This is a genomic window from Streptomyces griseocarneus (assembly GCF_014655595.1).
Lineage (GTDB): Bacteria > Actinomycetota > Actinomycetes > Streptomycetales > Streptomycetaceae > Streptomyces > Streptomyces griseocarneus.
On sequence record NZ_BNBL01000009.1, the window covers coordinates 268,645 to 291,675 of the forward strand.

Sequence of the window (23,031 nt, forward strand, 5' to 3'; positions counted from 1 at the left end):
GAATCACTCTCATGGACAGCAGCAGTACACGCCGCCAGAACACCCGGCGCAGACTCTTCGAGGCGGCGGTCACCCTCATCGCCGAGCAGGGCTTCTCCTCCACCACGGTGGACGAGATCGCCGAGCGCGCCGGAGTGGCGAAGGGCACGGTCTACTACAACTTCGCCAGCAAGACCGTGCTCTTCGAGGAGCTGCTGCGGCACGGCATCGAGCTGCTGACGGACTCCCTGCAGGCGGCCGCCGACGAGACCGCCGAACGCGGGGGCAGCCGGGTTGACGCGCTCGACGCGATGATCCGGGCCGGGCTCGACTTCATCACGCGCTACCCGGCGCTCATGCAGCTCTACGTCGCCGAGCTGTGGCGCACCAACCGGGCCTGGCAGTCGACGCTGATGCAGGTCCGCCGACGCGCGATAGCGGTGATCGAGTCGGTGCTGCGCGAGGCGGTCGCGGAGGGCGAGCTGAGCGAGGAGATCGACGTGCCGCTGACGGCGTCCGCACTGTTCGGGATGGTGCTGGTGGCGGCGCTGGACTGGCAGTCGTTCCAGCCGGAGCGATCCATCGACGAGGTGCACTCCGCGCTGTCGCGGCTGCTGCAGGGGCGGGTGAGCGGCGGCCGCTGACGGGCCGGCGGACGTGCGCCGTCCCGGTGCGGACCGATCCCCCTCGATCCGCACCGGGACAGCGTTCCCCCGTGACTCCCCCCAGAGCCCCCATGGGGCTCCCGTGCCCCCCCGTACGGCAGGGCCGCCGCGCCGTTCCGCCGCCCCGTGTCGGCGGTGCCGGCCCGGGCGTCCCTTCCGTGCCCCCTACTCTCCCCCGCCGGCGGGGTCCGGCCCATCCGCGCGGGTACTCATCTCCCCGCCTAGGTACGCGTACTCAGACGTGAGCCCCCGGCACCGGGCGCGAACGGGTGCGGGGCCGCGTTGCGGGCCGGGCGCCGGGGTGCGGATACAGTCGGCGCATGGCACGGATTGCGGTGATCGGCGCCGGGATGGGCGCGATGGCCACCGCTGCCCGGCTGGCCGTCGCGGGCCACCGGGTGGCGGTGTACGAACAGGGACCAACCCACGGCGGTGGCGTCGGGCGGCTGGAGCGGGACGGGTTCGTCTTCGACACCGGCCCGGGGCTGCTGCACCTGCCCGCCGTCTACCGCGACCTGTTCGTCAAGACCGGCAAGGAATCGCTCGAGCAGTGCCTGGAGCTGGTCCAGGTCGACCCGGCGAGCCGGCACGTCTTCCCCGACGGCACCGACGTCGTCCTGCCCAACGCCTCGCGGGCCGGCGTCGTGGCCGCCCTGGACGCGGCGGTGGGCCCGGGCGCGGGCGAGCGCTGGAGCGATCTGGTCAACCGGGCGCGCGAGGTCTGGGACGCCACGCGGCGCCCGCTGCTGGAGGAGCCGCTGCGCGCGGAGCGCGCCGCGGCCCTGTGCCAGGACCCCTACCCGGCCGTGCGCCGGCGCGGCCTCTTCCGGCGGCCGGCGCCCGCCACCCTGGCGTCCGTCGCCGAGCGGGAGTTGAAGGACCCCCGCCTCGTCGGCCTGCTCGAGAGCCACGCCCTCGCGTACGGCCTCGATCCCCGCCGCGCCCCCGCGAGCGCGACCGTGCTGCCGTACATGGAGCAGACCTTCGGCAGCTGGTACGTGCGCGGCGGCCTGCGCGGGCTGGCCGACGCCCTGTACGAGCGGTGCCTGGCGCGGCGCGTGGAGTTCTCCTTCGGCGCCGAGGTCGTGGGCCTGGTGGAGAAGGACGGCCGGGCGGCCGGGGTGCGCCTGGCCGACGGCGGCGTGGCCGAGGCCGACATGGTGGTGGCCGCGGTGTCGCCCGGCCGGCTGGCGGCCATCGCACCGGGCGCGGAGGGGCGGCCGTCGGCGGCCCCCGTCCCGCCGCCCGGCAGGTTCGGCGTGTTCCTGGCGCTCTCCGGCGCCCGGCCGCAGGGCACCGCGCACCGCACGGTGGTCCACGCGGCCGACCGCGGCGCCGAGTTGGACGCCGTCTTCGGCGAGCGCGGCGGGACCGGCTACGGGCCGACGGTGACGGTGCTGCGGCCCGACGACCCCACCACGCGCCCGGGCGACGACCACGAGGCGGTGACGCTCACCGCGACGGTCGCCCCGCACGGCCGGGTGGACTGGTCCGCGCCCGGGGCGTCCGCCGGCTTCGCCGAGCGGGTGATCCGGGCGGCCGAGGCCGCCGTGCCGAACCTGCGCGAGCGGCTGATGTGGCACGAGGTGCGCACCCCGGCCGACACCCGGGCGGCGACCGGAGCCGAGGGCGGCGGCGTGCCCGCGCCGGCGCTGGCCGGCACGGAGGGCGCGTTCCTGCACCCCGGCAACCTCACCGGCCTGCCCGGCCTGTATCTGGCGGGCGGCTTCGCCCACCCCGGCGGCGGGCTGGCGCACGCCGGCATGTCCGGTGCGCTGGTCGCCGGGCTGATCGTGGACGGGGCGGACTGGCGCGGCTCGCAGTAGGCCGCCCGCGGCGTCCCCGCGCCGGGGGTCAGTAGCGGTAGTGCTGTTGTTCGTCGTAGCCGTGGCCGGGCGCCTGCTGCGGCGGGTACGGCTGCTGCTGACCGCCCTGCCCGGAGGGCGGGGTGTCGTTGTCGCGCTGCTGCGGCACCCAGACGCCGCCGGGCGGGGTGTCGAAGTCGTACTGCGGCGTGTACACCCCGGAGGCGGGGGTCCCGCCGCCGTACTGCTGCTGCGGATAGGTCTGCTGCGGGTACGGCTGCTGCTGGCCGTACACGTCGTACTGCTCGTAGGACGGCGGGCGGTTGCCGATGTACGGGTCGGAGTACGAGGCGTACTGCCCCTGGCCGTAGTCGTACTGGCCGGCGTAGCCGCCCTGGGCCGGGGCGCCGGGGGCGGCGGCCTGGCCGTCGTAGCCGTCGGTGTGCCCGAAGACGTTGTCGTCGGCGCTGCCGGAGGGGTCGTAGCCACCGGGGTGGGGCTGCTCGGCCGTGGGCTGCTGGGGCACGGCGGGCATGAGCTCGGTGGCGGCGGCGTCCAGGCTCGGGGCGGGCGGGGGCGCGTCGGGGCCCGAGGACGGGCCGTCGGTGTCGGTGGCGGCGGGCGCGGGGGCGGGCGCGGGACCCTTGCGGCGGCGGCCGGATCCGGGCCGGTTCTCGGCCGCGGCCCGGCCCTTGCCCCTGCCCCTCGGTGCGTCCTTGCCCTTCGGCGCGCTCCCGGGGCCGGCGTCCTCCTCCTTGCGGCGCAGCGCCCAGCCCATGGAGAAGCCGCGGCGGAAGGAGAGGGTCACGAAGGTCTGGCCGACGCCGAAGGCGAGGGCGCCCACGACGATGACCGCCACGGACGGTACGGCCACTCCGGCGACGACCCCGAGGAAGCCGACGAAGGCGAGGAGCCGCCAGCGCAGCCGCGCCTTGTACTGCAGCAGCACCTCGCCGAGCAGCCAGAGCGCGACGACACCGAACGCGATGTAGAGGACCGTCCAGCCCATTAACGCCCCTCTCGTGCGACCGCCCGTCCGCCGGCCGGCCGTGTCAGGACCGCTGGTGCAGCCCCAGGTTCTCGTAGATTTCCAACGTGGCCGTTGAGTGGTTCAGGGTAATGAAGTGCAACCCGGGGATCTCCTCGGCCATCAACCGGGCACACAGGTCCGTCGCGTACTCGATTCCGATCGAGCGTACAGCGGCCGCATCGTCCTTCACCGCGAGGATCCGCTCCGCGAGGTCCGGCGGGAAGGCCGCATTACTGAGCTGCGCGAATCGTTCGATCTGGCGCACGTTGGTGACCGGCATGATTTCCGGAATGATCGGAGTTTGGCAACCCGCTGCCGCGACCCGATCGCGGAGCCGGAGATAGTCCTCGGGGTAGAAGAACATCTGGGTGATGGCGAAATCCGCACCCGCCCGGCACTTGTCGACGAAGTGCCCGATATCGGTCTCCCAGTCGGTGGAGCGCGGATGCATCTCCGGGAAGGCCGCGACGCCCACGCAGAAGTCGCCCGACTCCTTGATGAGCCGCACCAGGTCGGCGGCGTAGCGCACGCCCTCCGGGTGGTGCACCCACTCGCCCATGGGGTCGCCGGGCGGGTCGCCGCGCAGGGCCAGCATGTTGCGGATGCCCACGTCGGCGTACTGGCCGATGATGTTGCGCAGCTCGGCCACGGAGTGGTTGACCGCGGTGAGGTGGGCCACGGGGGTCAGGGTGGTGTCGGTCGCGATGCGCTCGGTCGCCCGGACGGTGCCCTCACGGGAGGAGCCGCCGGCGCCGTAGGTCACCGAGACGAAGGTCGGTCCGACGGCTTCGATCCGCCGGATGGCGTTCCACAGCGTCCGTTCGCCCTTCTCCGTCCTCGGGGCTGCGAACTCGAAGGAGTACGACCGCTCGCCTGAGGCGAGCAGATCCCGCACGGTGCGCGCGTGGTCCGTCCTGGTGGAGGCAGTGCCAAGGGCCATACCGGCAAGTTAACCAGCGGGTCCGTGGACCCCCCAACCGGATCAGCGAAATGTCCTGTTCGCGGGGCAACCGTCCACCGACCGTCCCACTCCTTGGACACCTGGCATCTCACGGGCCCCTTGCGCGGGGGCACCGACAGCCCGGAGCCGGGGGCGGGGCTATGCCTCGTGGGCGCGTATCCGCTCGGCCAGCCGCGCGGCGGCCGCGCCCGGGTCGTCGGCCTCGGTGATCGCGCGCACCACCACGATCCGCCGGGCGCCCGCGGCGAGCACCTCGTCGACGTTGCCCTCGTCGATCCCGCCGATGGCGAACCAGGGCCGTACGGGCTCGAGCGCCGCGGCGTAGCGCACCAGGTCCAGGCCCGGGGCGTGGCGGCCGGGCTTGGTGGGGGTCGGCCAGCAGGGGCCGGTGCAGAAATAGTCCACGCCGGGCTCGGCGACGGCGGCGTCGACCTCGGCCTCGGCGTGCGTGGAGCGGCCGATCAGCACGTCCTCGCCGAGGATCGCGCGGGCGGCGGGCACGGGCAGGTCGCCCTGGCCCAGGTGGAGCACGTCGGAGCCGATGGCGTGCGCGACGTCGGCGCGGTCGTTGACCGCGAGGAGCCGGCCGTGGCGGCGGGCGGCCTCGGCGAACACGGCGAGGTGCTCCAGCTCCTCCCCCGCCTCCATGCCCTTGTCGCGCAGCTGGACGATGTCGACGCCTCCGTCACCGAGCACGGCGTCCAGGAACTCCGGCAGGTCGCCCTGGCGCTTGCGGGCGTCGGTGCACAGGTACAGCCGGGCGTCGGCGAGCCGCTCGCGTGCGGTGACGGACATGTGGTGGGTCCCCCCGGGTCGGCGGCGTACGGGCACGGGATGCTCCCCGTGCCCGTACGCCGGACGGTTTTCACTTCGCGTCTACGGCGCCTGCGGGCGCGTCAGACGGCGAGCGCCTGGGCGCGGCGCTTCACCTCCGTGCCGCGATTCTCGCGCAGCGCCTGCGCGGGGGTGCCGGGCAGGGTCGGGTCGGGGGTGAAGAGCCACTCCAGCATTTCCTCGTCGCTGAAGCCGTCGTCCCGCAGCAGCGTCAAGGTCCCGGCCAGGCCCTTGACCACCTTGCCCTCGCCGATGAAGTCGGCGGGCACCATGAGCACTCGGTTCTCGCCACGGCGTACGGCGATCAGCTGGCCCTCCTTGACCAGCTGCCGGACGCGCGTCACCTCGACATCGAGCTTTTCGGCGATGTCGGGGAGGTTGAGCCAGGCGGGGACGAGAGCATCGATCTTTGCGTCAATCTCGGTCACGGGGACAAGCCTGCCATCCTGGACTGACAGTCGGTAGCCGGGTTGACCCGAGCCGGTCCCGGAACCGGCCCCGAGGTCACCCCACCGGCCCCTCAGAGCACCGCGGACTTCAGCGGGACGGACGCGTCGGCGGCCTTCGACCGGTCCAGCACCGCCCCCTGCTCGATGAGCTTGCGGCCCTGCGCCAGGTCGCGCGGGCGCCCGACGGCCAGCAGCGCCACCAGGACGCCCGAGCGCAGCCAGCACACCGACCAGGCGGCGCCGGCCGGGTCGCCGCGCCAGACGAGCTCGTCGGCGCGCGCGTGGTGCCCGGCGTACTGCACGAACCGCCCGAACTGCTCGGACCAGAAGTACGGCACCGGGTCGTACACCGGCCCCTCGGCCGGGCCGTGGACGATGTTCCCCGCGACGGTCCGGGGGCCCTGCAGGGCGTTGTCCCAGTGGTGGACCAGCAGCCGCTCGCCGTAGCGGGCGGAGGGGAAGGACGCGCAGTCGCCGACCGCGTAGACGTCCGGCAGCGAGGTGCGCAGCCGGTCGTCCGTGGCGACGGAACGGTCCTCGGCGAGCTCGATGCCGGAGCCGGCCAGCCAGGCCGTGGCGGGCCGGGCCCCGATGCCGACGACCACCGCACCGGCCGGCAGGCGGCTGCCGTCGTCGAGGACGACCGCGCCCTCCTCCACCGCCGCCACCCGGGCGCCGGTCACCAGGCGGGCTCCGCTGTGGGCGTACCACTCGGCCATGTGGGCGGCGACCTCGGGCGGCATGGCGCCCGCCAGCGGCCGGTCCGCGGCCTCGACCACGGTCACCCGGCATCCCGCCTCGAGCGCGGCGGTCGCGAACTCGGCGCCGATCCAGCCGGCCCCGACCGCGACGACGTCGTGCTGGGCGGCGAGCACCGGGCGCAGCCCCTCGACGTCGTCGAGGGTGCGCAGGACGTGGACGCCGGGCGCGCCGGCGCCGCCGGGCAGGGTGATGGGCTCGGCGCCGGTGGCGACGACCAGCACGTCGTAGGGCACCGGACCCCGGTCGGTCTCCAGGACGTGCTCGTCGGCGCGCAGGCCGGTGGCCTCCCGGCCGAGCTCGAGGTCGATGCCGAGCGAGCCGAAGTCCACCTCGAAGGCGGATCCCTCGGCCTTGCCGAGGAGGACGGCCTTGGACAGCGGGGGGCGGTCGTAGGGCGGGTGGGGCTCGGCGCCCAGCAGGGAGATCGCGCCCTTCCAGCCCTGCTCGCGCAGGGCGACGGCGGTCTGCACGCCGGCCATGCCCGCGCCGACGATGACGACGCGCCGGTCACTGGAGGTGTTCGTCTGCTCGCTCACCCGATCAACTGTAGGGCGGCGACCTGCGTCCGTCGGGGCAACCGGTGACGAGACCTCTGACACAGCGTCACGATGTTTGGGGGGCCGATCGCCACGAACTACGCGTGGGCCGCCCTTCCGGCCCCTCCTCGGCGCGTACTACTGTGGCCGCTGCAAGCACTCGCGGGAGCCCGGACGCACCGGGCTGAGAGGGAGGCTGGACGGCCTCCGACCGTACGAACCTGATCCGGGTCATGCCGGCGAAGGGAGGGGCTGGAAGCCCATGCACGCGCGGCACACCTGTGACGTTCTGGTCATCGGCGGCGGCGTCATCGGCCTGGTCACGGCCTGGCGCGCCGCCCAGCGCGGGCTGCGCGTGGCGGTCGCCGACCCGGCGCCCGGCCGGGGCGCGGCCCAGGTGGCGGCCGGGATGCTGGCCGCCGTCACCGAACTGCACTACGGCGAGCAGACCCTGCTCGCCCTCAACCTCGCCTCCGCCCGGCGCTATCCGGCGTTCACGGCCGAGCTGGAGGAGGCCAGCGGCGTGGAGACCGGCTACCGCGCCTGCGGCACGCTCGCCGTCGCCCTCGACGCCGACGACCGGGAGCACCTGCGGGAGCTGCACGACCTGCAGCGGCGCTCCGGCCTGGACTCGCAGTGGCTGTCCGGGCGCGAATGCCGCCGCCTGGAGCCGATGCTGGCGCCCGGCGTGCGCGGCGGACTGCGGGTGGACGGCGACCACCAGACCGACCCCCGGCGGCTGTCGCGGGCGCTGCTGACGGCCTGTGAGCGGGCCGGCGTGGTCTTCCACCGCCACGAGGCCGTGCGGGCGCTGCTCGCCGGCGACCGCGCGGCCGGCGCCGAACTCGCCGACGGCACCCGCCTGGCCGCCGGCCAGACCGTACTGGCGGCGGGCAGCCTCAGCGGCCGCCTGGCGGGGCTGCCCGAGGAGGTGCTGCCCCCGGTCCGCCCGGTCAAGGGCCAGGTGCTGCGGCTGCGCGTCCCGGACGCCTACCGGCCCTTCCTCTCCCGCACCGTACGGGCGGTGGTGCGCGGCGGCCCGGTGTACCTGGTGCCGCGCGAGAACGGCGAGCTGGTCGTCGGCGCCACCAGCGAGGAGCTCGGCTGGGACACCACCGTCACCGCCGGCGGCGTCTACGAGCTGCTGCGCGACGCCCACGAGCTCGTGCCCGGCATCACCGAGCTGCCGCTGGTGGAGACCCTCGCGGGGCTGCGGCCCGGCTCGCCCGACAACGCCCCGCTGCTCGGCCCGACCGCCCTGCCGGGGCTGCTCGTGGCCACGGGGCACCACCGCAACGGCGTGCTGCTCACCCCGGTCACCGGCGACGTGATGGCCGAGGTGCTGACCACCGGGCGGCTGCCCGAGGAGGCCCGCCCCTTCTCCCCCCGACGCTTCGTCCCCGCACTTCAGGAGCAGCCCGCATGACCGGCAGCGACGTCACCACCCACACCATCAGCGTCAACGGCGAGCACCGCGACGTCCCCGCCGGGACGACCCTCGACGGGCTCGTGGCGAGTCTCACCACCGCGCACGGCGGAGTCGCCGCGGCGGTCAACGAGGCCGTCGTCCCCCGCGGCCGGTGGCCGCACACCCCGCTCGCCGCCGGCGACCGGGTCGAGGTCCTCACCGCGGTCCAGGGAGGCTGATCAGCACAGATGGCCGACGACCTGCTCACCATCGCGGACACCCCCTTCACCTCCCGGCTGATCATGGGCACGGGCGGCGCCCCCAGCCTCGACGTGCTCGAGCGCGCCCTGATCGCCTCCGGCACCGAGCTGACGACGGTCGCCATGCGCCGCCTCGACGCGACCGTGCGCGGCTCCGTGCTCTCGGTCCTGGAGAAGCACGGCATCCGGGTGCTGCCGAACACCGCGGGCTGCTTCACCGCCGGCGAGGCGGTCCTCACCGCCCGGCTGGCCCGTGAGGCGCTCGGCACGGACTGGGTCAAGCTCGAGGTGATCGCCGACGAGCGCACCCTGCTGCCCGACCCGATCGAGCTGCTGGACGCCGCCGAGATCCTCGTCGACGACGGCTTCACCGTGCTGCCGTACACCAACGACGACCCGGTCCTGGCCCGCAAGCTCGAGGACGTGGGCTGCGCGGCCATCATGCCGCTGGGCGCGCCCATCGGCTCGGGCCTGGGCATCCGCAATCCGCACAACTTCCAGCTGATCACCGAGCGGGCGGGGGTGCCGGTGATCCTGGACGCCGGCGCGGGCACCGCCTCGGACGCCGCGCTCGCCATGGAGCTGGGCTGCGCGGCGGTGATGCTGGCCTCGGCCGTCACCCGCGCGCAGGAGCCGGTGCTGATGGCGGAGGCGATGCGGCACGCGGTGGAGGCCGGGCGGCTGGCCCACCGGGCCGGGCGGATCCCCCGCCGCCACTTCGCCGAGGCCTCGTCTCCCACGGAGGGTCTGGCCGCGTTGGACCCGGAGCGGCCGGCGTTCTGAGAAGCCTTCCGACCAGCCGTTCCTGTCACTGTTCGGCTATAGAAGACGTGAGCGGGGCGCGCGCCGTCCGGGCCGCGCCTCACGACTCGTAGACTCGTGTGCCGTGGATACGACCCTGCCGGACCCTCTCGTCGATCACCTGCTCGACGGCCGTTACCGCGTCGAGGCGCGGGTCGCCGTGGGCGGCATGGCCACGGTCTACCGGGCCCTGGACACCCGGCTCGACCGGGTGCTCGCGCTCAAGGTGATGCACCCCTCCCTCGCCGCCGACCGGGCCTTCGTGGACCGCTTCATCCGCGAGGCCAAGTCCGTGGCCCGGCTCGACCACGCCAACGTGGTGAGCGTCTTCGACCAGGGGACGGACGGCCCGTACGTCTACCTCGCGATGGAGTACGTCGCCGGCTGCACGCTGCGCGACGTGCTGCGCGACCGCGGGGCCCTGCGTCCGCGCGCCGCGCTCGACATCGCCGAGCCGATCCTGGCCGCGCTGGGCGCGGCCCACGTCGCGGGGCTGGTGCACCGCGACATGAAGCCGGAGAACGTCCTCATCGGCGACGACGGCCGGGTCAAGGTCGCCGACTTCGGTCTCGTCCGGGCGGTGGACACCAACACCACCGCCAGCACCGGCTCGGTGCTGGGCACGGTCTCCTACCTCGCCCCCGAGCAGATCGAGTACGGCACGGCCGACACCCGGGCCGACGTCTACGCCTGCGGCGTCGTCCTCTACGAGATGCTCACCAGCGCCAAGCCGCACACCGGCGGCACCGCCGCCCAGGTCCTCTACCAGCACCTCCACGAGGACGTGCCGCCGCCGTCCGCCGCGGTGCCCGGCCTCGCGCCGGCACTGGACGCGCTGGTGGCCGCCGCCACCGCCCGGGACGCCGCACTGCGCCCGGCCGACGCGGTCGAGCTGCTGGCGATGCTCCGCGAGGCCCGCGCCGCGCTGACCGACGAGCAGCTGGACGCCGAGCCGCCGGGCGCCGCGCCCGCCGACCGGGCCGTGGGCTCCGAGGACCGTACGAGCGTGATCCCGCGCGTGGTCGTGCCCGCGCAGGGCGAGGACGACGGCCTCCACCACACCACCCGGCTGGAGCTCCCCGTGCCCGCCCCCGCGCCGCCGGTCCAGGCCCCGCCGCCCGGGCCGCGGGGAGCCGCGCGGCGGCTGCCGCCGCGCCGCTGGATCATCGCCGCGCTGGGCGCCCTGCTGGCCGTGCTGGCCGGCACGGGCGTCTGGTACATCAACTCCGGGCAGTTCACGTCCGTACCCGGCGTCCTGGACCTCACGCAGGCCGAGGCGGAGAAGAAGCTGGACGCGGCCGGGCTCGGGGTGCGCACCGAGCAGACGTTCAGCGACACCGTCGAGCGCGGGCACGTCGTGGCCACCGATCCCAAGCCGGGCGAGCGCATCCGCAACACCGGCAAGGTGACGCTGACCGTCTCGCGCGGCCCGCAGAAGGCCGAGGTGCCCAATGTCGTCGGCATGCCGCTGGACCAGGCGCGGAAGAAGATCGAGGGCCAGGGGCTGACGGTCGGCGAGACGAGCAAGCAGTTCAGCGACGAGACGCCCAAGGGCTCGGTGCTGGCCACGGACCCCAAGCCGGGCGCGCAGCTCAGGCCGGACTCGGCGGTGGCGCTCGTCGTCAGCCAGGGCCGGCAGATCAGCGTGCCGGACGTCACCGGGCAGTCCGCGGCGGCGGCCACCTCGGCGCTGCGCGACGCCGGCCTGCAGGTCAAGATCTCGGACGACCAGGTCTACTCCGACCGGCCCCAGGGCGCCGTGGCCCAGCAGTCCCCCGCCAAGGGGGCGCAGGCCGCCGAGGGCGACACCGTGACCGTCACGCTCTCCAAGGGCAAGGAGATGATCGCGGTCCCGGACGTCACCGGAAAGAGTGAGGCGGTGGCCCGGAAGGCCCTGACGGACGCGGGCTTCGCGGTGAAGGTGGAGCGGCCGTTCTTCTTCCCGAAGGACTCCGTCGAGAGCCAGTCGGTCCGGGGCGGCGAGCGGGCCGCCAAGGGTGACACCGTCGTCATCCGCATGAAGAGCGGCATCTGAACAGGATCATGAACACCACCAGCACCACCACCGGCCTTCCGCCCGGCCCCGCCCGCAACCCCGTGGGCGGCCACATCCCGGTGGCCGGCGGCCTCGCCCGGGTGGGCCTGCCCTACGCCCGCGAGATGGGCGCCGAGGCCGTACAGGTCTTCGTCGCCAACCCGCGCGGCTGGGCGACCCCGCCCGGCAACCCCCGGCAGGACGAGGAGTTCGCGGCCGCCTGCGCGGACGGGGGGATCCCGGTCTTCGTGCACGCCCCCTACCTGATCAACTTCGGCTCGCACACCGAGGCGACCGTCGAGCGGTCCGTGGAATCCCTGCGGCACTCGCTGCGCCGGGGCCGGGAGATCGGGGCGCGCGGCGTCGTGGTCCACACCGGCTCCGCGACCGGCGGCCGGCCCCGCCGCGAGGCCCTGGCCCAGGTCCACGAGCGGCTGCTGCCGCTGCTGGAGGAGCTCACCCACGACGACGACCCGCGGCTGCTGCTGGAGCCGACGGCCGGTCAGGGCGCCTCGCTGTGCTCCTGGGTGCACGACCTCGGCCCGTACTTCGACGCGCTGGAGCACCACCCCCGGCTCGGCGTCTGCCTGGACACCTGCCACGCCTTCGCGGCCGGGCACGACCTGGCCGGTCCCGGCGGGATGAAGCTGGCCCTCGACGAGCTGGTCGGCGTGGTGGGCGAGGGCCGGCTGGGGCTGATCCACGCCAACGACTCCAAGGACGTCGTCGGCGCGCACAAGGACCGGCACGAGAACATCGGATCCGGCCACATCGGCGCCGAGCCCTTCGCCGAGCTGTTCGCCCACGCGGCGACGGCCGGCGTGCCGCTGACGATCGAGACGCCCGGCGGCAAGGAGGGGCACGCCGCGGACGTGGCGCGGCTCAAGGCCCTGCGCGACGGCTGACGGGCGGACGCCCTAGAGCTCCGGGCCCTCGCCCGGCTTCTCCTGGTAGGAGTAGCGCTGCTCGCTCCAGGGGTCGCCGATGTTGTGGTACCCCCGCTCCTCCCAGAAGCCGCGCCGGTCGGCGGTCATGTACTCCACGCCGCGCACCCACTTGGGGCCCTTCCAGGCGTAGAGGTGCGGGACGACCAGGCGGACGGGGAAGCCGTGCTCGGCGGTGAGGAGCTCGCCGTCCTTGTGGGTGGCGAACATGGTCTTCTCGGCCGTGAAGTCGGCGAGCCGCAGATTCGAGCTGAAGCCGTACTCCGCCCACACCATCACGTGCGTGACCTCGGGCGCTGGCGGGGCGAGTTCGAGGATCGTACGGGCGGAGACCCCTCCCCATTCCGCGCCGAGCATGCTGTACTTCGTGACGCAGTGCAGGTCCGCCACCACCGTGGTGTACGGAAGCGCGGAGAACTCCTCGTGGTTCCAGCGGTGCTTGTCGCCGCCCGCCGTGGCGCCGAAGACGCGGAACTCCCAGCGGTCCGGCTTGAACCTCGGCACCGGGCCGTAGTGCGTCACCGGCCATCCGCGCTGGAGCCGCTGCCCCGGGGGCAGCTGAAGATTCTCCCCTTTGCGGCTTTCGGTGTTCTTCGAGGGCCCCATGGCTCAATGGTGTCAGACCTTCGGGGGTGCTGATGACCGGGGGTTGCGTTATCCGGGCAACTCCCACTAAGTGTGCACTTACTGGACGCCCCCCCGGGGCGGTGCGAGGATGCGCGCAACCTGCCAACTGCTGGGAAGGAGCCTCTGCGATGCAGGGCGACCCCGAGGTCATCGAGTTCCTCAATGAACAGCTGACTGCCGAGCTGACCGCCATCAATCAGTACTTCCTGCACGCGAAGCTGCAGGAGCACCACGGGTGGACGAAGATCGCGTCGCATACGCGCGCCGAGTCGTTCGACGAGATGCGGCACGCGGAGACCCTCACCGACCGGATCATCTTCCTGGAGGGGCTGCCCAACTACCAGCGGCTCTTCCACGTCCGGATCGGCCAGACGATCAGCGAGATGTTCCAGGCCGACCGGCAGGTCGAGGTCGAGGCCATCGACCGCCTGCGGCGCGGCGTGGAGGTCATGCGGGCCAAGGGCGACATCACCTCGGCCAACATCTTCGAGGCGATCCTCGCCGACGAGGAGGACCACATCGACTACCTGGACACCCAGCTGGAGCTGATCGAGAAGCTCGGCGAGGCGCTGTACCTCGCGCAGTACATCGAGCAGGAGAACGGCGGGAGCGGCTGACCCGCGAGGGCCGGCTAGGCGGCGGCAGGGGCCTGCGCCCCGGCGGAGGCCGCGAGGAGCGCCACGTCGGCGCCCAGCACGTCGGACTCCCCCTGGTCGGCGAGCTCCCGGCGGGGGCAGGCGCCCCGGCCGAGCAGGGCCTGGATCCGGCGCACGCAGCCGCCGCAGTCGGTGCCGGCCTTGCAGGCGGACGCGATCTGCCGGGGCGTGCACGCACCCTTGTCCGCGTGCTCGCGCACCTGCCGCTCCGTGATGCCGAAGCATGAGCAGACGTACACGCGGTCACCGCCTTGCGCCGGCCCGGAGGCCGAGTTGATCAATAAGGTTACCCTTACCTTACCCGTCTCGGCGGCCGGATAACAACGCCGTGGGGGGCGGATCACAGATCCGCGCCCCACGGTCGTCACCGACGGTTATGACTGCTCGCGCCTACTGGTCGCGGTACATCTCGGCGACCAGGAAGGCCAGGTCCAGGGACTGGCTGCGGTTCAGGCGCGGGTCGCACGCCGTCTCGTAGCGCTGGTGGAGGTCGTCGACGAAGATCTCGTCGCCGCCGCCCACGCACTCGGTGACGTCGTCGCCGGTCAGCTCCACGTGGATGCCGCCCGGGTGGGTGCCCAGGCCCTTGTGGACCTCGAAGAAGCCCTTGACCTCGTCCAGGACGTCGTCGAAGCGACGGGTCTTGTGGCCCGAGGCGGCCTCGAAGGTGTTGCCGTGCATCGGGTCGCAGACCCACGCCACCTGGGCGCCGGAGGCGGTGACCTTCTCCACCAGGGTGGGGAGCCTGTCGCGGATCTTGTCCGCGCCCATCCGGGTGATGAACGTCAGCCGGCCGGGCTCGCGCTCGGGGTCGAGCCGCTCGATGAGCGTCAGCGCCTCCTCGGGCGTCGTCGTCGGCCCGAGCTTCACCCCGATCGGGTTGCGGATCTTCGAGCAGAACTCGATGTGCGCCCCGTCCAGCTGCCGGGTGCGCTCACCGATCCAGACCATGTGGCCCGAGACGTCGTACAGCTGCCCGGTGCGCGAGTCGACGCGGGTCAGCGCGGACTCGTAGTCGAGCACGAGCGCCTCGTGGGAGGCGTAGAACTCGACCGTCTTGAACTCCTCCGGGTCCACCCCGCAGGCGTTCATGAAGTTCATCGCCCGGTCGATCTCGCGGGCCAGCTGCTCGTAGCGCTGACCGGAGGGCGAGGACTTCACGAAGTCCTGGTTCCAGGCGTGCACCTGGCGCAGGTCGGCGTAGCCACCCGTGGTGAAGGCGCGCACCAGGTTCAGCGTCGAGGCCGAGGCCTGGTACATCCGCTTCAGCCGCTGCGGGTCCGGCGTACGGGCCTCGGGCGTGAAGGCGAAGCCGTTGACGGAGTCGCCGCGGTAGGTCGGCAGGGTCACGCCGTCGCGGGTCTCGGTCGGCTTCGAGCGGGGCTTGCTGTACTGGCCGGCGATGCGGCCGACCTTCACGACGGGCACGGACCCGGCGTAGGTCAGCACCGCGCCCATCTGCAGCAGGGTCTTGAGCTTGTTGCGGATCTGGTCGGCGCCGACGGCGTCGAAGGCCTCCGCGCAGTCACCGCCCTGGAGCAGGAACGCCTCTCCCCGCGCGACGGCTCCCAGGCGCTGGCGCAGCTGGTCGCACTCGCCGGCGAAGACGAGAGGCGGATAGGACTCGAGCTCGGCGATCACATCGCGCAGAGCCTCTTGGTCCGGCCAGTCAGGCTGCTGCGCCGCGGGCAGGGAGCGCCAGGTGTTGCCACCGGCGTGGATTTCAGCGTTCACGGTCACGACCTCAACATTACGGGGTCGAAGACGGCGTCCAGCGGCGGGACCGGACTGTGAGACGAATTCTGAGACGGATCCCGGGAAGACGCCCCGGAAAGTCACGCGACGCGGACCCGGGCCGTCGGGTAAGGTGCGCCGCATGTACGTGCTCGCGAACCAGAACCAGAACTGGTGGTGGACCGCTCCTCCGGCGGCCCACTGATCGCGCGTACTCACGAACCGACCGCGAAGGCCGCCCCGAGGGGCGGCCTTCGGCGTCTTCCCGGACGCCGGCCCGGGGCCGTTCCTCCTCCCAGGAAGGAACACCCCGTATGACCACCGGCGCCGCCGCCCTCCTCGCCCGGCTGACCACTCCCGGCTGCCCGCCCTTCGCCCTGCTGCACCGCCGCACCCCCGGCCTGCCCGGCGACACGGTCGAGCTGCTGCTCGGCCCCGTCACCGAGGCCGGCCGGCTCGGCGACATCCCGCTGCCCACCGGGCCCGCGGCGCACGGCGGGCCCGTGCACGACGCGCTGGCCCTCGTCCCCTTCCGCCAGATCCGCGAGCGCGGCTTCGACGTGCGCGACGACGGCACCCCGCTGCTCGTCCTGCGCCCCGAGGAGACCCACGAGCTGCCGCTCGCCGAGGCCCTCGCCGCCCTGCCCGCGCACGAGGCGCGGGTCGAGGGCGGCGCGTTCGACGTCGGCGACGAGGAGTACGCGCGCATCGTCGAGCGCGTCATCGAGGACGAGATCGGCACCGGTGAGGGCGCCAACTTCGTCATCCGCCGCACGTTCGAGGGCGAGATCCACGGCTTCACCGCCGCCGACGCGCTCGCCCTCTTCCGCCGCCTGCTCGCCGGCGAACGCGGCGCCTACTGGACGTACGTGGTGCACACCGGCGACCGCACCCTGGTGGGCGCCAGCCCCGAGGTGCACGTCCGGATGACCGGCGGCACCGTCGTGATGAATCCCATCAGCGGCACCTACCGCTATCCGGCCGGCGGCCCCACCGCCGAGGACCTGCTCGGCTTCCTGCACGACCGCAAGGAGGTCGAGGAGCTGTCCATGGTCGTGGACGAGGAACTGAAGATGATGTGCACCGTCGGCGACATGGGCGGCGTGGTCGTCGGCCCCCGGCTGCGCGAGATGGCCCACCTCGCGCACACCGAGTACGAGCTGCGGGGACGCTCCTCGCTGGACGTGCGCGAGGTGCTGAAGGAGACCATGTTCGCGGCCACCGTCACCGGCTCGCCGGTCCAGAACGCCTGCCGCGTCATCGGGCGCCACGAGAGGCACGGCCGCGGCTACTACGCCGGCGCCCTCGCCCTCATCGGCCGCGACGCGGGCGGCGCGCAGACCCTGGACTCCCCCATCCTCATCCGCACCGCCGACATCGACCGCCGCGGCCGGCTCCGCGTGTCCGTCGGCGCCACGCTCGTCCGCCACTCCGACCCCCGCGGCGAGGTCGCCGAGACCCACGCCAAGGCGGCGGGCGTCCTGGCCGCCCTCGGCGTCCGGCCGGCCGCCGTACGCCCCGCGGCCGCCCCGGCCGTACGGCTGGGCGACGACATCCGGGTACGGGCCGCGCTGGACGCCCGCCGGGCGGATCTGGCCCCCTTCTGGCTGCGGATGCGCACCGCCGCGCCCACCGCCGCGCTGAGCGGCCACGCGCTGGTCGTCGACGCCGAGGACACCTTCACGGCGATGCTCGCCCACCTCCTGCGCACCTCGGGCCTCGAGGTCACCGTGCGCCGCTACGACGAGCCGGGCCTGCGGGAGGCCGCGCTGCACCACGAGGGGCCCGTGGTGCTGGGCCCCGGCCCCGGCAACCCCTCGGACGCGGCCGACCCCAAGATGCGGATGCTGCGCGAGCTGACGGCCGGCCTGCTGCGGGGCCACCGCCACGGGCTGCTCGGCGTGTGCCTGGGGCACGAGCTGATCGCGGCGGAGCTGGGGCTGGAGATCGTACGCAAGCGGGTGCCCTTCCAGGGGGCACAGGAGCGGATCGACCTCTTCGGGCGCGAGGAGACGGTGGGGTTCTACAACACGTTCACGGCGCGGTGCGACGAGGCCGTGGCCGCGGAGCTGGCCATGCACGGCATCGAGGTGAGCCGGGACGCCGCGAGCGGGGACGTCCACGCGGTGCGCGGGGGCACGTTCAGCGGCGTCCAGTTCCACCCGGAGTCGGTGCTGACGCTGAACGGGTCGGCGATCGTCGCCGAAATGCTGGCCGCCGTCCTCGTCTGACCTGCCCGTTCACCCGGAACGTCATGACGTTCCGGGTGAACGGGCGTGCGCGGTCAGCCGAAGAAGACCTTCGCCTCCTCGTACAACGCCGCCGGCACCGTCTTCAGCCGGGCCGTGGCCTCGGCCAGCGGAACCCGGACGATGTCCGTACCCCGCAGCGCGACCATCGTCCCGAAGTGGCCGCCGTCCACGGCGGCCAGGGCGTGCAGTCCGAACCGCGTCGCCAGCCACCGGTCGAACGCGCTCGGCGTCCCGCCGCGCTGCACGTGTCCCAGCACGGTCGTACGGGCCTCCTTGCCCGTGCGTCGTTCGATCTCCTCCGCCAGCCACTCCCCCACGCCCGACAGCCGGACGTGCCCGAAGGAGTCCCGGTGGGAGGCGTTCTTGAGCACGAGGTCGCCGTCCTGCGGCATCGCGCCCTCGGCCACGACCACGATCGGGGCGTAGCTGGCGCCGAAGCGCGAGGTGACCCAGCCGCAGACCTCGTCGACGTCGAAGCGCTGCTCGGGGACGAGGATGACGTTGGCGCCGCCGGCGAGGCCCGAGTGCAGGGCGATCCAGCCCGCGTGGCGGCCCATGACCTCGACCACGAGGACGCGCATGTGGGACTCGGCCGTGGTGTGGAGGCGGTCGATGGCCTCGGTGGCGATGTTGACGGCGGTGTCGAAGCCGAAGGTGTAGTCCGTGGCGGAGAGGTCGTTGTCGATGGTCTTGGGCACGCCGACGCAGCGGATGCCGTGGTCGTCGTGGAGCCGGCGGGCGACGCCCAGGGTGTCCTCGCCGCCGATGGCGATCAGGGCGTCCACCTCGTGCTTGGCGAGGCTCTCCTTGATCCGGCGGACGCCGTCGGGCTCCTTGAGGGGATTGGTCCGTGACGAGCCGAGGATCGTGCCGCCGCGGGGCAGGATGCCGCGCACGGCGGGAATGCCGAGTTCGGTGACGGCGCCCTGCAGGGGCCCGCGCCAGCCGTCCTTGAAGCCGATGAAGTCGTGGTCGTGGTCCTGGACGCCCTTGCGGACGACCGCACGGATGACCGCGTTGAGCCCGGGGCAGTCGCCGCCGCCGGTGAGCACTCCGATCCGCATGACAGACACCCTTCTCTCGCGCCGGTACGTGCGCCCGGCCGCGCAAGGGGCGGTCAGGCGTCGTCGAGGCCTCGCTCTATCGCGTAGCGGACGAGCTCCACGCGGTTGTGCAGCTGGAGCTTGCCCAAGGTGTTCTGCACATGGTTCTGCACCGTGCGGTGGGAAATAACCAGGCGTTCGGCGATCTGCTTGTAGGACAGTCCCTTGGCCACGAGGCGGAGGACCTCGGTCTCGCGGTCGGTGAGCCGCGGCGCCCCCGGCTCGTCGGGGGCGGCGGGGGCCGGGTCGGCGGCGAGCCGGCGGTACTCGCCGAGGACGAGTCCGGCCAGGCCCGGGGTGAAGACGGGGTCGCCGGCGGCGGTGCGGCGCACGGCGTCCAGCAGCTCCTCGGTGCTGGCGGACTTGAGCAGGTAGCCGGTCGCGCCGGACTTGACCGCCTCCAGGACGTCCGCGTGCTCGCCGCTGGCGGAGAGCACCAGGACGCGCAGCGCGGGGCGCTCGGCGACCAGTTCCTTGCAGACGGCGGCGCCCGGCAGGCCGGGCAGGTTGAGGTCCAGCACCAGCACGTCGGGGGTGGTGGCCCGGGCCCGGCGCACGGCCTGCGGGCCGTCGCCCGCGGTGGCCACCACGTCGTATCCGGCCGTCCCCAGGTCGCGGGCGACCGCGTCGCGCCACATCGGGTGGTCGTCGACCACCATCACCCTGACCTGCTCCGTCTGCGTGCTCATCGTGTGTCCTCGCTCCCCCGTCGATCCTTCGGAACCCTCAGTTCGACCTCGGTGCCCTGTCCCGGCACCGAGACCAGCTCGGCCGTGCCGCCCAGATCGCGCAGGCGGCCGCGGATGGACAGGGCGACGCCCATGCGGCCCTCCCGTTCCGCGTCGGCCAGCCGTCCCTCGGGGATGCCGGGGCCGTCGTCCCGGACGGTGACGATCACTTCGCCGGGTTCGTCCTCGAGCAGGATCCAGGCCCGGGCCTCCTGGCCGGCGTGCTTGGCGACGTTGTCCAGGGCCGCGCTGACGGCGGCCGCCAGCTCCGCCGCCGCGGCCGCCTCCAGCAGCACGGCGGTGCCGGGCGCGGAGAAGGTGACGGTCGCCCCGGCGTGCGGGGCGAGCAGGGCGCGTACGTCGCAGGGGCCGGCCGGCGGGGCCGGGGCGGGGCGCACGGCGCGCACCAGCTCGGCGTCCTCGGCGAGCTGCTCGGCGGAGCGCTGCGGGGGCACGAGGCCGCCGGCGACCAGGGTGCGCAGGGCGATCTCCTGCTCGCCGGCCATCCTGCCCAGCTCGGCGGCCTCGCCGCCGAGGGCCGCGCCGCGCCGCTGGACCATGGCCAGCACCTGCAGGACGCCGTCGTGGATGTCGCGGGCCAGCCGCTCCCGCTCGCGGGTCGCCGCCTCGATCTGCAGGGCGCGGGCGAGCGTGCGCTCACTGGCGCGGGCGACCTCGACGATGTAGCCGACGGCGATGCTGGAGACCCACACCAGGACCACGTTGTGGACCGTGTCGCGGGCCGCGACGCCGCGCTCGGCGAGGTTGGCGACGGCCACGATCGTGGAGCCGACCGCCGCCCACCGCCAGCCGCCCTTGATGGCCATCCCGAGCACGGCGCCGCCGGCCCAGATGGACGGGAGGGTGGCCGCGCCCGATGCGATGCGCTCGCCGGTGTCGAGGACGGCGGTGAGAAGGATTCCGGCGATCGCGATGCTCAGGTCGGCTATCAGGAACGACTTCGTGCAGCGCTCGGCGGAGGTGACGCGGTTCCAGGTCAGCAGCGTCCACAGGGTGAGTACGCCCATGTAGAGCGCCGCTCCGGCCGGATGGGCGTACTCCCGGTAGTTGAGGAGGAAGAGCGCGAGCGCGTAGCCGAGCGTCAGGAGGCGGTAGCCGGTCAGGGCGCGCCACAGCGGCAGCTCCACCGACATCCGTACGGGACGCGGGCGCCGCCCGGTGCGCTGTGTCATGAACCGACTCCCCCCGGCCGGGCGACCTTACGCCTCGGGCTTGTGCTCCGCCTTCTTTCCCGCCTTGTCGAGTCCGGCCGCTTTCGCCGCCTTCTCCTCCTCGGCCTGCCGCTTCGCCTCGTCCGCGATCTGCCGCTTGGCGGCGGTGGCGTAGATGTCGACGTACTCCTGGCCGGAGAGCTTCATGATCTCGTACATGACCTCGTCGGTCACCGAGCGGAGGATGAAGCGGTCGCCGTCCATGCCGTGGTAGCGGCTGAAGTCCAGCGGCTTCCCGATGCGGATGCCCGGCCGGATCATCTTCGGCAGGACCTTCCCCGGCGGCTGCACCTTCTCCGTGTCGATCATCGCGACCGGGATCACCGGTGCGCCGGTGGCCAGCGCCACCCGGGCGAGCCCGCCGGGCTTGCCGCGGTAGAGGCGGCCGTCGGGGGACCGGGTGCCCTCGGGGTAGATGCCGAAGAGCTCACCGCGCTCCAGCACCTCGATGCCGCTCTTGATCGCGGCCTCGCCGGCGCCCCGGGCGCCCGAGCGGTCGACCGGGAGCTGGCCGACGCCCTTGAAGAAGGCCGCCGTCAGCTTTCCCTTGACTCCGGGGGAGGTGAAGTACTCCTGCTTCGCGATGAAGGTGATCTTGCGATCGAGCACCGCGGGGAGGAAGAAGGAATCCGAGAAGGACAGGTGGTTGCTCGCCAGGATGGCGGGCCCCTCGGCCGGTACGTTCTCCAAGCCCTCCACCCACGGGCGGAAGGCAAGCTTCAGCGACCCTCCGATGGACAGCTTCATAGCGCCGTAGAACAACCGAGAACCTCCTGTGAGTGACGAGGAGACCTTAACCTGCCTACCCGCCGTGCGGCGCTCCGCGTAGGCTGAGGGCCAGAGCCTCCTTGTCCCGTTGTCTCGTTCCATCGATCGGAGATCCCGGTGCCGCTCCTGCCCGGTGCCGAGCCGTTCCGCCATGAGGGCGGAGAGGTCGGCGTCCTTGTGTGTCACGGCTTCACCGGTTCCCCGCAGTCCGTGAGGCCCTGGGCCGATTATCTCGCGGAACGCGGCCTTACGGTCTCCCTTCCGCTGCTTCCCGGTCACGGCACCCGCTGGCAGGACATGGCGATCACGGGCTGGCAGGACTGGTACGCGGAGGTCGACCGCGAGCTGTGGCGGCTGCGGGAGACGTGCTCGCGGGTCTTCGTGTGCGGGCTGTCGATGGGTGGGGCACTTACCCTGCGGCTGGCCGCCCGGCACGGCGCCGCCGTGTCCGGCATCGTCCTGGTCAACCCGGCCAACAAGGTGCACGGCCTGGCCGCCCGGGCCCTGCCGGTGGTGCGCCACTTCGTCCGTACGACCAAGGGCATCGCCAGCGACATCGCCAGGCCCGGCGGCGTCGAGGTCGGCTACGACCGGGTGCCGCTGCACGCCGCGCACTCCTTCCGGCGCGGTCTGCGACGGCTGGACGCCGAGCTGCCGCAGGTCACCCAGCCGCTGCTGCTGATGCACAGCCCCGAGGACCACGTCGTGCCGCCGGCCGACTCGGCGCGCATCCTGGCCCGGGTCTCGTCCCGGGACGTCACCGAGCGGCTGCTGGAGAACAGCTACCACGTGGCCACCCTGGACCACGACGCCCCGGCGATCTTCGAGCAGACGCACGCCTTCATCGAGCGCCTCTCGGTCGGCGCGCCCAGGGCGGCCACCCGTGGCTGAACACGACGCGGACCGCGACCGCGACCGCGACGACAGCCGCGACCCGCTGGACGAGGACCGGGCGTGGGCGGAGCTGGTCGCGGCCTACGGCGAGCAGCCGGACCCGGAGAAGGGGCGATGGCCGGCGACGGGTGACGTCGAGGACGGCCCCGGCGAGGAGAGCCCGGCGGAGCCGGAGACCCCGGCGGCGGGCAAGCCGGCCGCCCCCGGCCGGCCCGGGGGCTTCATCGTCTACGCGCCGGGCGTGGGCCCCCGCGACTGGAGCACGCCGGAGCCTGCGTCGGGCGACGCGGGCGGCGCCGGCGAGGAGCCCGACGAGGGCCACTTCGTCCCCCCGGAGCCGCCGCCGCTGCCGACCGGCGACGTGACGTCCCGCTTCGCGTGGATCGCGGTGCTCGGCGGTCCGCTGCTGCTGCTCGTCATGGTGCTGCTGCGCCAGGAGCTGACCTGGTGGGCCACCACGCTGGGCGTGGGCGGCTTCCTGGGAGGCTTCGCCACGCTGGTCCTGCGGATGAAGGACGGCGACGACGAGGACAACGACGACCCGGGGCGCGGCGCCGTCGTGTGAACC

General features: G+C 73.5%; 24 protein-coding genes and 1 riboswitch. Of the genes, 12 read left to right on the forward strand and 12 right to left on the reverse strand.

Going from position 1 to position 23,031, the window contains the following annotated elements; translation table 11 throughout:
- The first annotated feature begins 11 nt into the window (after positions 1–11).
- Together IE295_RS23225 and IE295_RS23230 are read left to right on the forward strand one after the other, a co-directional pair.
- Entirely contained in the window at positions 12–623 is a 612-nt protein-coding gene (locus IE295_RS23225) for a TetR/AcrR family transcriptional regulator (RefSeq protein ID WP_190065656.1), read from the forward strand.
- A gap of 341 nt (positions 624–964) precedes the next feature.
- Positions 965–2,470, forward strand: coding sequence for a phytoene desaturase family protein (locus IE295_RS23230; protein WP_190065657.1), 1,506 nt, complete (start codon positions 965–967; stop codon positions 2,468–2,470).
- 28 nt (positions 2,471–2,498) lie between these two features.
- On the opposite strand, the gene IE295_RS23235 is transcribed toward IE295_RS23230, so the two are convergent.
- From IE295_RS23235 to IE295_RS23255, 5 genes are all read right to left on the reverse strand, one after another.
- A complete protein-coding gene (locus tag IE295_RS23235) occupies positions 2,499–3,458 on the reverse strand; it encodes a hypothetical protein (protein WP_190065658.1) in 960 nt (319 codons plus the stop codon).
- Positions 3,459–3,501: 43 nt separating this feature from the next.
- A complete protein-coding gene (gene metF, locus IE295_RS23240) occupies positions 3,502–4,419 on the reverse strand; it encodes a methylenetetrahydrofolate reductase [NAD(P)H] (RefSeq protein ID WP_190065659.1) in 918 nt (305 codons plus the stop codon).
- Positions 4,420–4,578: 159 nt separating this feature from the next.
- Positions 4,579–5,235, reverse strand: a complete 657-nt coding sequence (thiE, locus tag IE295_RS23245) for a thiamine phosphate synthase (protein WP_190065660.1) — start codon at positions 5,233–5,235, stop codon at positions 4,579–4,581.
- A gap of 101 nt (positions 5,236–5,336) precedes the next feature.
- Complete coding sequence (locus tag IE295_RS23250; protein ID WP_190065661.1) at positions 5,337–5,702, reverse strand: Rv2175c family DNA-binding protein; 366 nt, start codon at positions 5,700–5,702, stop codon at positions 5,337–5,339.
- 92 nt (positions 5,703–5,794) lie between these two features.
- On the reverse strand, positions 5,795–7,021 hold the full coding sequence (locus tag IE295_RS23255; RefSeq protein WP_190065662.1) for an NAD(P)/FAD-dependent oxidoreductase: 1,227 nt from the start codon (positions 7,019–7,021) through the stop codon (positions 5,795–5,797).
- A 152-nt stretch (positions 7,022–7,173) separates the two neighbouring features.
- Positions 7,174–7,286: riboswitch (TPP riboswitch) on the forward strand.
- On the opposite strand from IE295_RS23255, the gene thiO reads away from it, so the two are divergent.
- The 5 genes from thiO (at position 7,284) to IE295_RS23280 (ending at position 12,430) form a co-directional block, all read left to right on the forward strand.
- The gene (gene thiO, locus IE295_RS23260) at positions 7,284–8,447 is read left to right on the forward strand and encodes a glycine oxidase ThiO (RefSeq protein WP_190065663.1); all 1,164 of its coding nucleotides are present in this window, start codon (positions 7,284–7,286) and stop codon (positions 8,445–8,447) included. It overlaps the preceding riboswitch by 3 nt.
- Positions 8,444–8,668 carry a sulfur carrier protein ThiS gene (gene thiS / locus IE295_RS23265; RefSeq protein WP_190065664.1) on the forward strand — a complete coding sequence of 75 codons (225 nt, stop codon included), beginning with the start codon at positions 8,444–8,446 and terminating at the stop codon, positions 8,666–8,668. The genes thiO and thiS overlap by 4 nt, the downstream gene beginning before the upstream one ends.
- A gap of 9 nt (positions 8,669–8,677) precedes the next feature.
- A complete protein-coding gene (locus IE295_RS23270; RefSeq protein ID WP_190065665.1) occupies positions 8,678–9,472 on the forward strand; it encodes a thiazole synthase in 795 nt (264 codons plus the stop codon).
- Positions 9,473–9,575: 103 nt separating this feature from the next.
- Positions 9,576–11,525 carry a Stk1 family PASTA domain-containing Ser/Thr kinase gene (pknB, locus tag IE295_RS23275; RefSeq protein ID WP_190065666.1) on the forward strand — a complete coding sequence of 650 codons (1,950 nt, stop codon included), beginning with the start codon at positions 9,576–9,578 and terminating at the stop codon, positions 11,523–11,525.
- An 8-nt stretch (positions 11,526–11,533) separates the two neighbouring features.
- On the forward strand, positions 11,534–12,430 hold the full coding sequence (locus IE295_RS23280; protein ID WP_190065667.1) for a deoxyribonuclease IV: 897 nt from the start codon (positions 11,534–11,536) through the stop codon (positions 12,428–12,430).
- Positions 12,431–12,442: 12 nt separating this feature from the next.
- Here IE295_RS23280 and IE295_RS23285 read toward each other — a convergent pair whose 3' ends face one another.
- Positions 12,443–13,075 carry a sulfite oxidase-like oxidoreductase gene (locus IE295_RS23285; RefSeq protein ID WP_190065668.1) on the reverse strand — a complete coding sequence of 211 codons (633 nt, stop codon included), beginning with the start codon at positions 13,073–13,075 and terminating at the stop codon, positions 12,443–12,445.
- A 149-nt stretch (positions 13,076–13,224) separates the two neighbouring features.
- Between IE295_RS23285 and bfr the strand changes: the two genes are divergently transcribed.
- Positions 13,225–13,713 (forward strand): bacterioferritin, encoded by a 489-nt coding sequence (gene bfr, locus IE295_RS23290; RefSeq protein ID WP_190065669.1) that lies wholly within the window; start codon positions 13,225–13,227, stop codon positions 13,711–13,713.
- Between the two features lie 14 nt (positions 13,714–13,727).
- Here bfr and IE295_RS23295 read toward each other — a convergent pair whose 3' ends face one another.
- Positions 13,728–13,991, reverse strand: coding sequence for a (2Fe-2S)-binding protein (locus tag IE295_RS23295; protein WP_190065670.1), 264 nt, complete (start codon positions 13,989–13,991; stop codon positions 13,728–13,730).
- 151 nt (positions 13,992–14,142) lie between these two features.
- Complete coding sequence (locus IE295_RS23300; protein ID WP_190065671.1) at positions 14,143–15,492, reverse strand: class II 3-deoxy-7-phosphoheptulonate synthase; 1,350 nt, start codon at positions 15,490–15,492, stop codon at positions 14,143–14,145.
- 136 nt (positions 15,493–15,628) lie between these two features.
- Here IE295_RS23300 and IE295_RS34480 point away from each other — a divergent pair, with 136 nt between their 5' ends.
- Together IE295_RS34480 and IE295_RS23310 are read left to right on the forward strand one after the other, a co-directional pair.
- Positions 15,629–15,691 (forward strand): trp operon leader peptide, encoded by a 63-nt coding sequence (locus IE295_RS34480; protein ID WP_224322907.1) that lies wholly within the window; start codon positions 15,629–15,631, stop codon positions 15,689–15,691.
- Positions 15,692–15,800: 109 nt separating this feature from the next.
- Positions 15,801–17,717: an anthranilate synthase family protein gene (locus IE295_RS23310; RefSeq protein ID WP_190065673.1), complete on the forward strand. Its 1,917-nt coding sequence runs from the start codon at positions 15,801–15,803 to the stop codon at positions 17,715–17,717.
- A gap of 53 nt (positions 17,718–17,770) precedes the next feature.
- Here the strand turns inward: IE295_RS23310 and IE295_RS23315 are convergent, their stop codons facing one another.
- From IE295_RS23315 to IE295_RS23330, 4 genes are read right to left on the reverse strand one after another with little or no spacing between them, the layout of a single operon-like run.
- Entirely contained in the window at positions 17,771–18,802 is a 1,032-nt protein-coding gene (locus IE295_RS23315) for a 6-phosphofructokinase (protein WP_190065674.1), read from the reverse strand.
- 53 nt (positions 18,803–18,855) lie between these two features.
- Positions 18,856–19,530, reverse strand: coding sequence for a response regulator (locus IE295_RS23320; RefSeq protein WP_190065675.1), 675 nt, complete (start codon positions 19,528–19,530; stop codon positions 18,856–18,858).
- Complete coding sequence (gene macS / locus IE295_RS23325) at positions 19,527–20,762, reverse strand: MacS family sensor histidine kinase (protein ID WP_224322871.1); 1,236 nt, start codon at positions 20,760–20,762, stop codon at positions 19,527–19,529. The genes IE295_RS23320 and macS overlap by 4 nt, the downstream gene beginning before the upstream one ends.
- Positions 20,763–20,789: 27 nt before the next feature.
- A complete protein-coding gene (locus IE295_RS23330; RefSeq protein ID WP_190065734.1) occupies positions 20,790–21,548 on the reverse strand; it encodes a lysophospholipid acyltransferase family protein in 759 nt (252 codons plus the stop codon).
- Between the two features lie 138 nt (positions 21,549–21,686).
- Here IE295_RS23330 and IE295_RS23335 point away from each other — a divergent pair, with 138 nt between their 5' ends.
- On the forward strand, positions 21,687–22,460 hold the full coding sequence (locus IE295_RS23335; protein ID WP_190065676.1) for an alpha/beta hydrolase: 774 nt from the start codon (positions 21,687–21,689) through the stop codon (positions 22,458–22,460).
- Positions 22,453–23,028 (forward strand): hypothetical protein, encoded by a 576-nt coding sequence (locus IE295_RS23340; RefSeq protein ID WP_190065677.1) that lies wholly within the window; start codon positions 22,453–22,455, stop codon positions 23,026–23,028. Before IE295_RS23335 ends, IE295_RS23340 begins: the two co-directional genes overlap by 8 nt.
- The last annotated feature ends 3 nt before the right edge of the window (positions 23,029–23,031 follow it).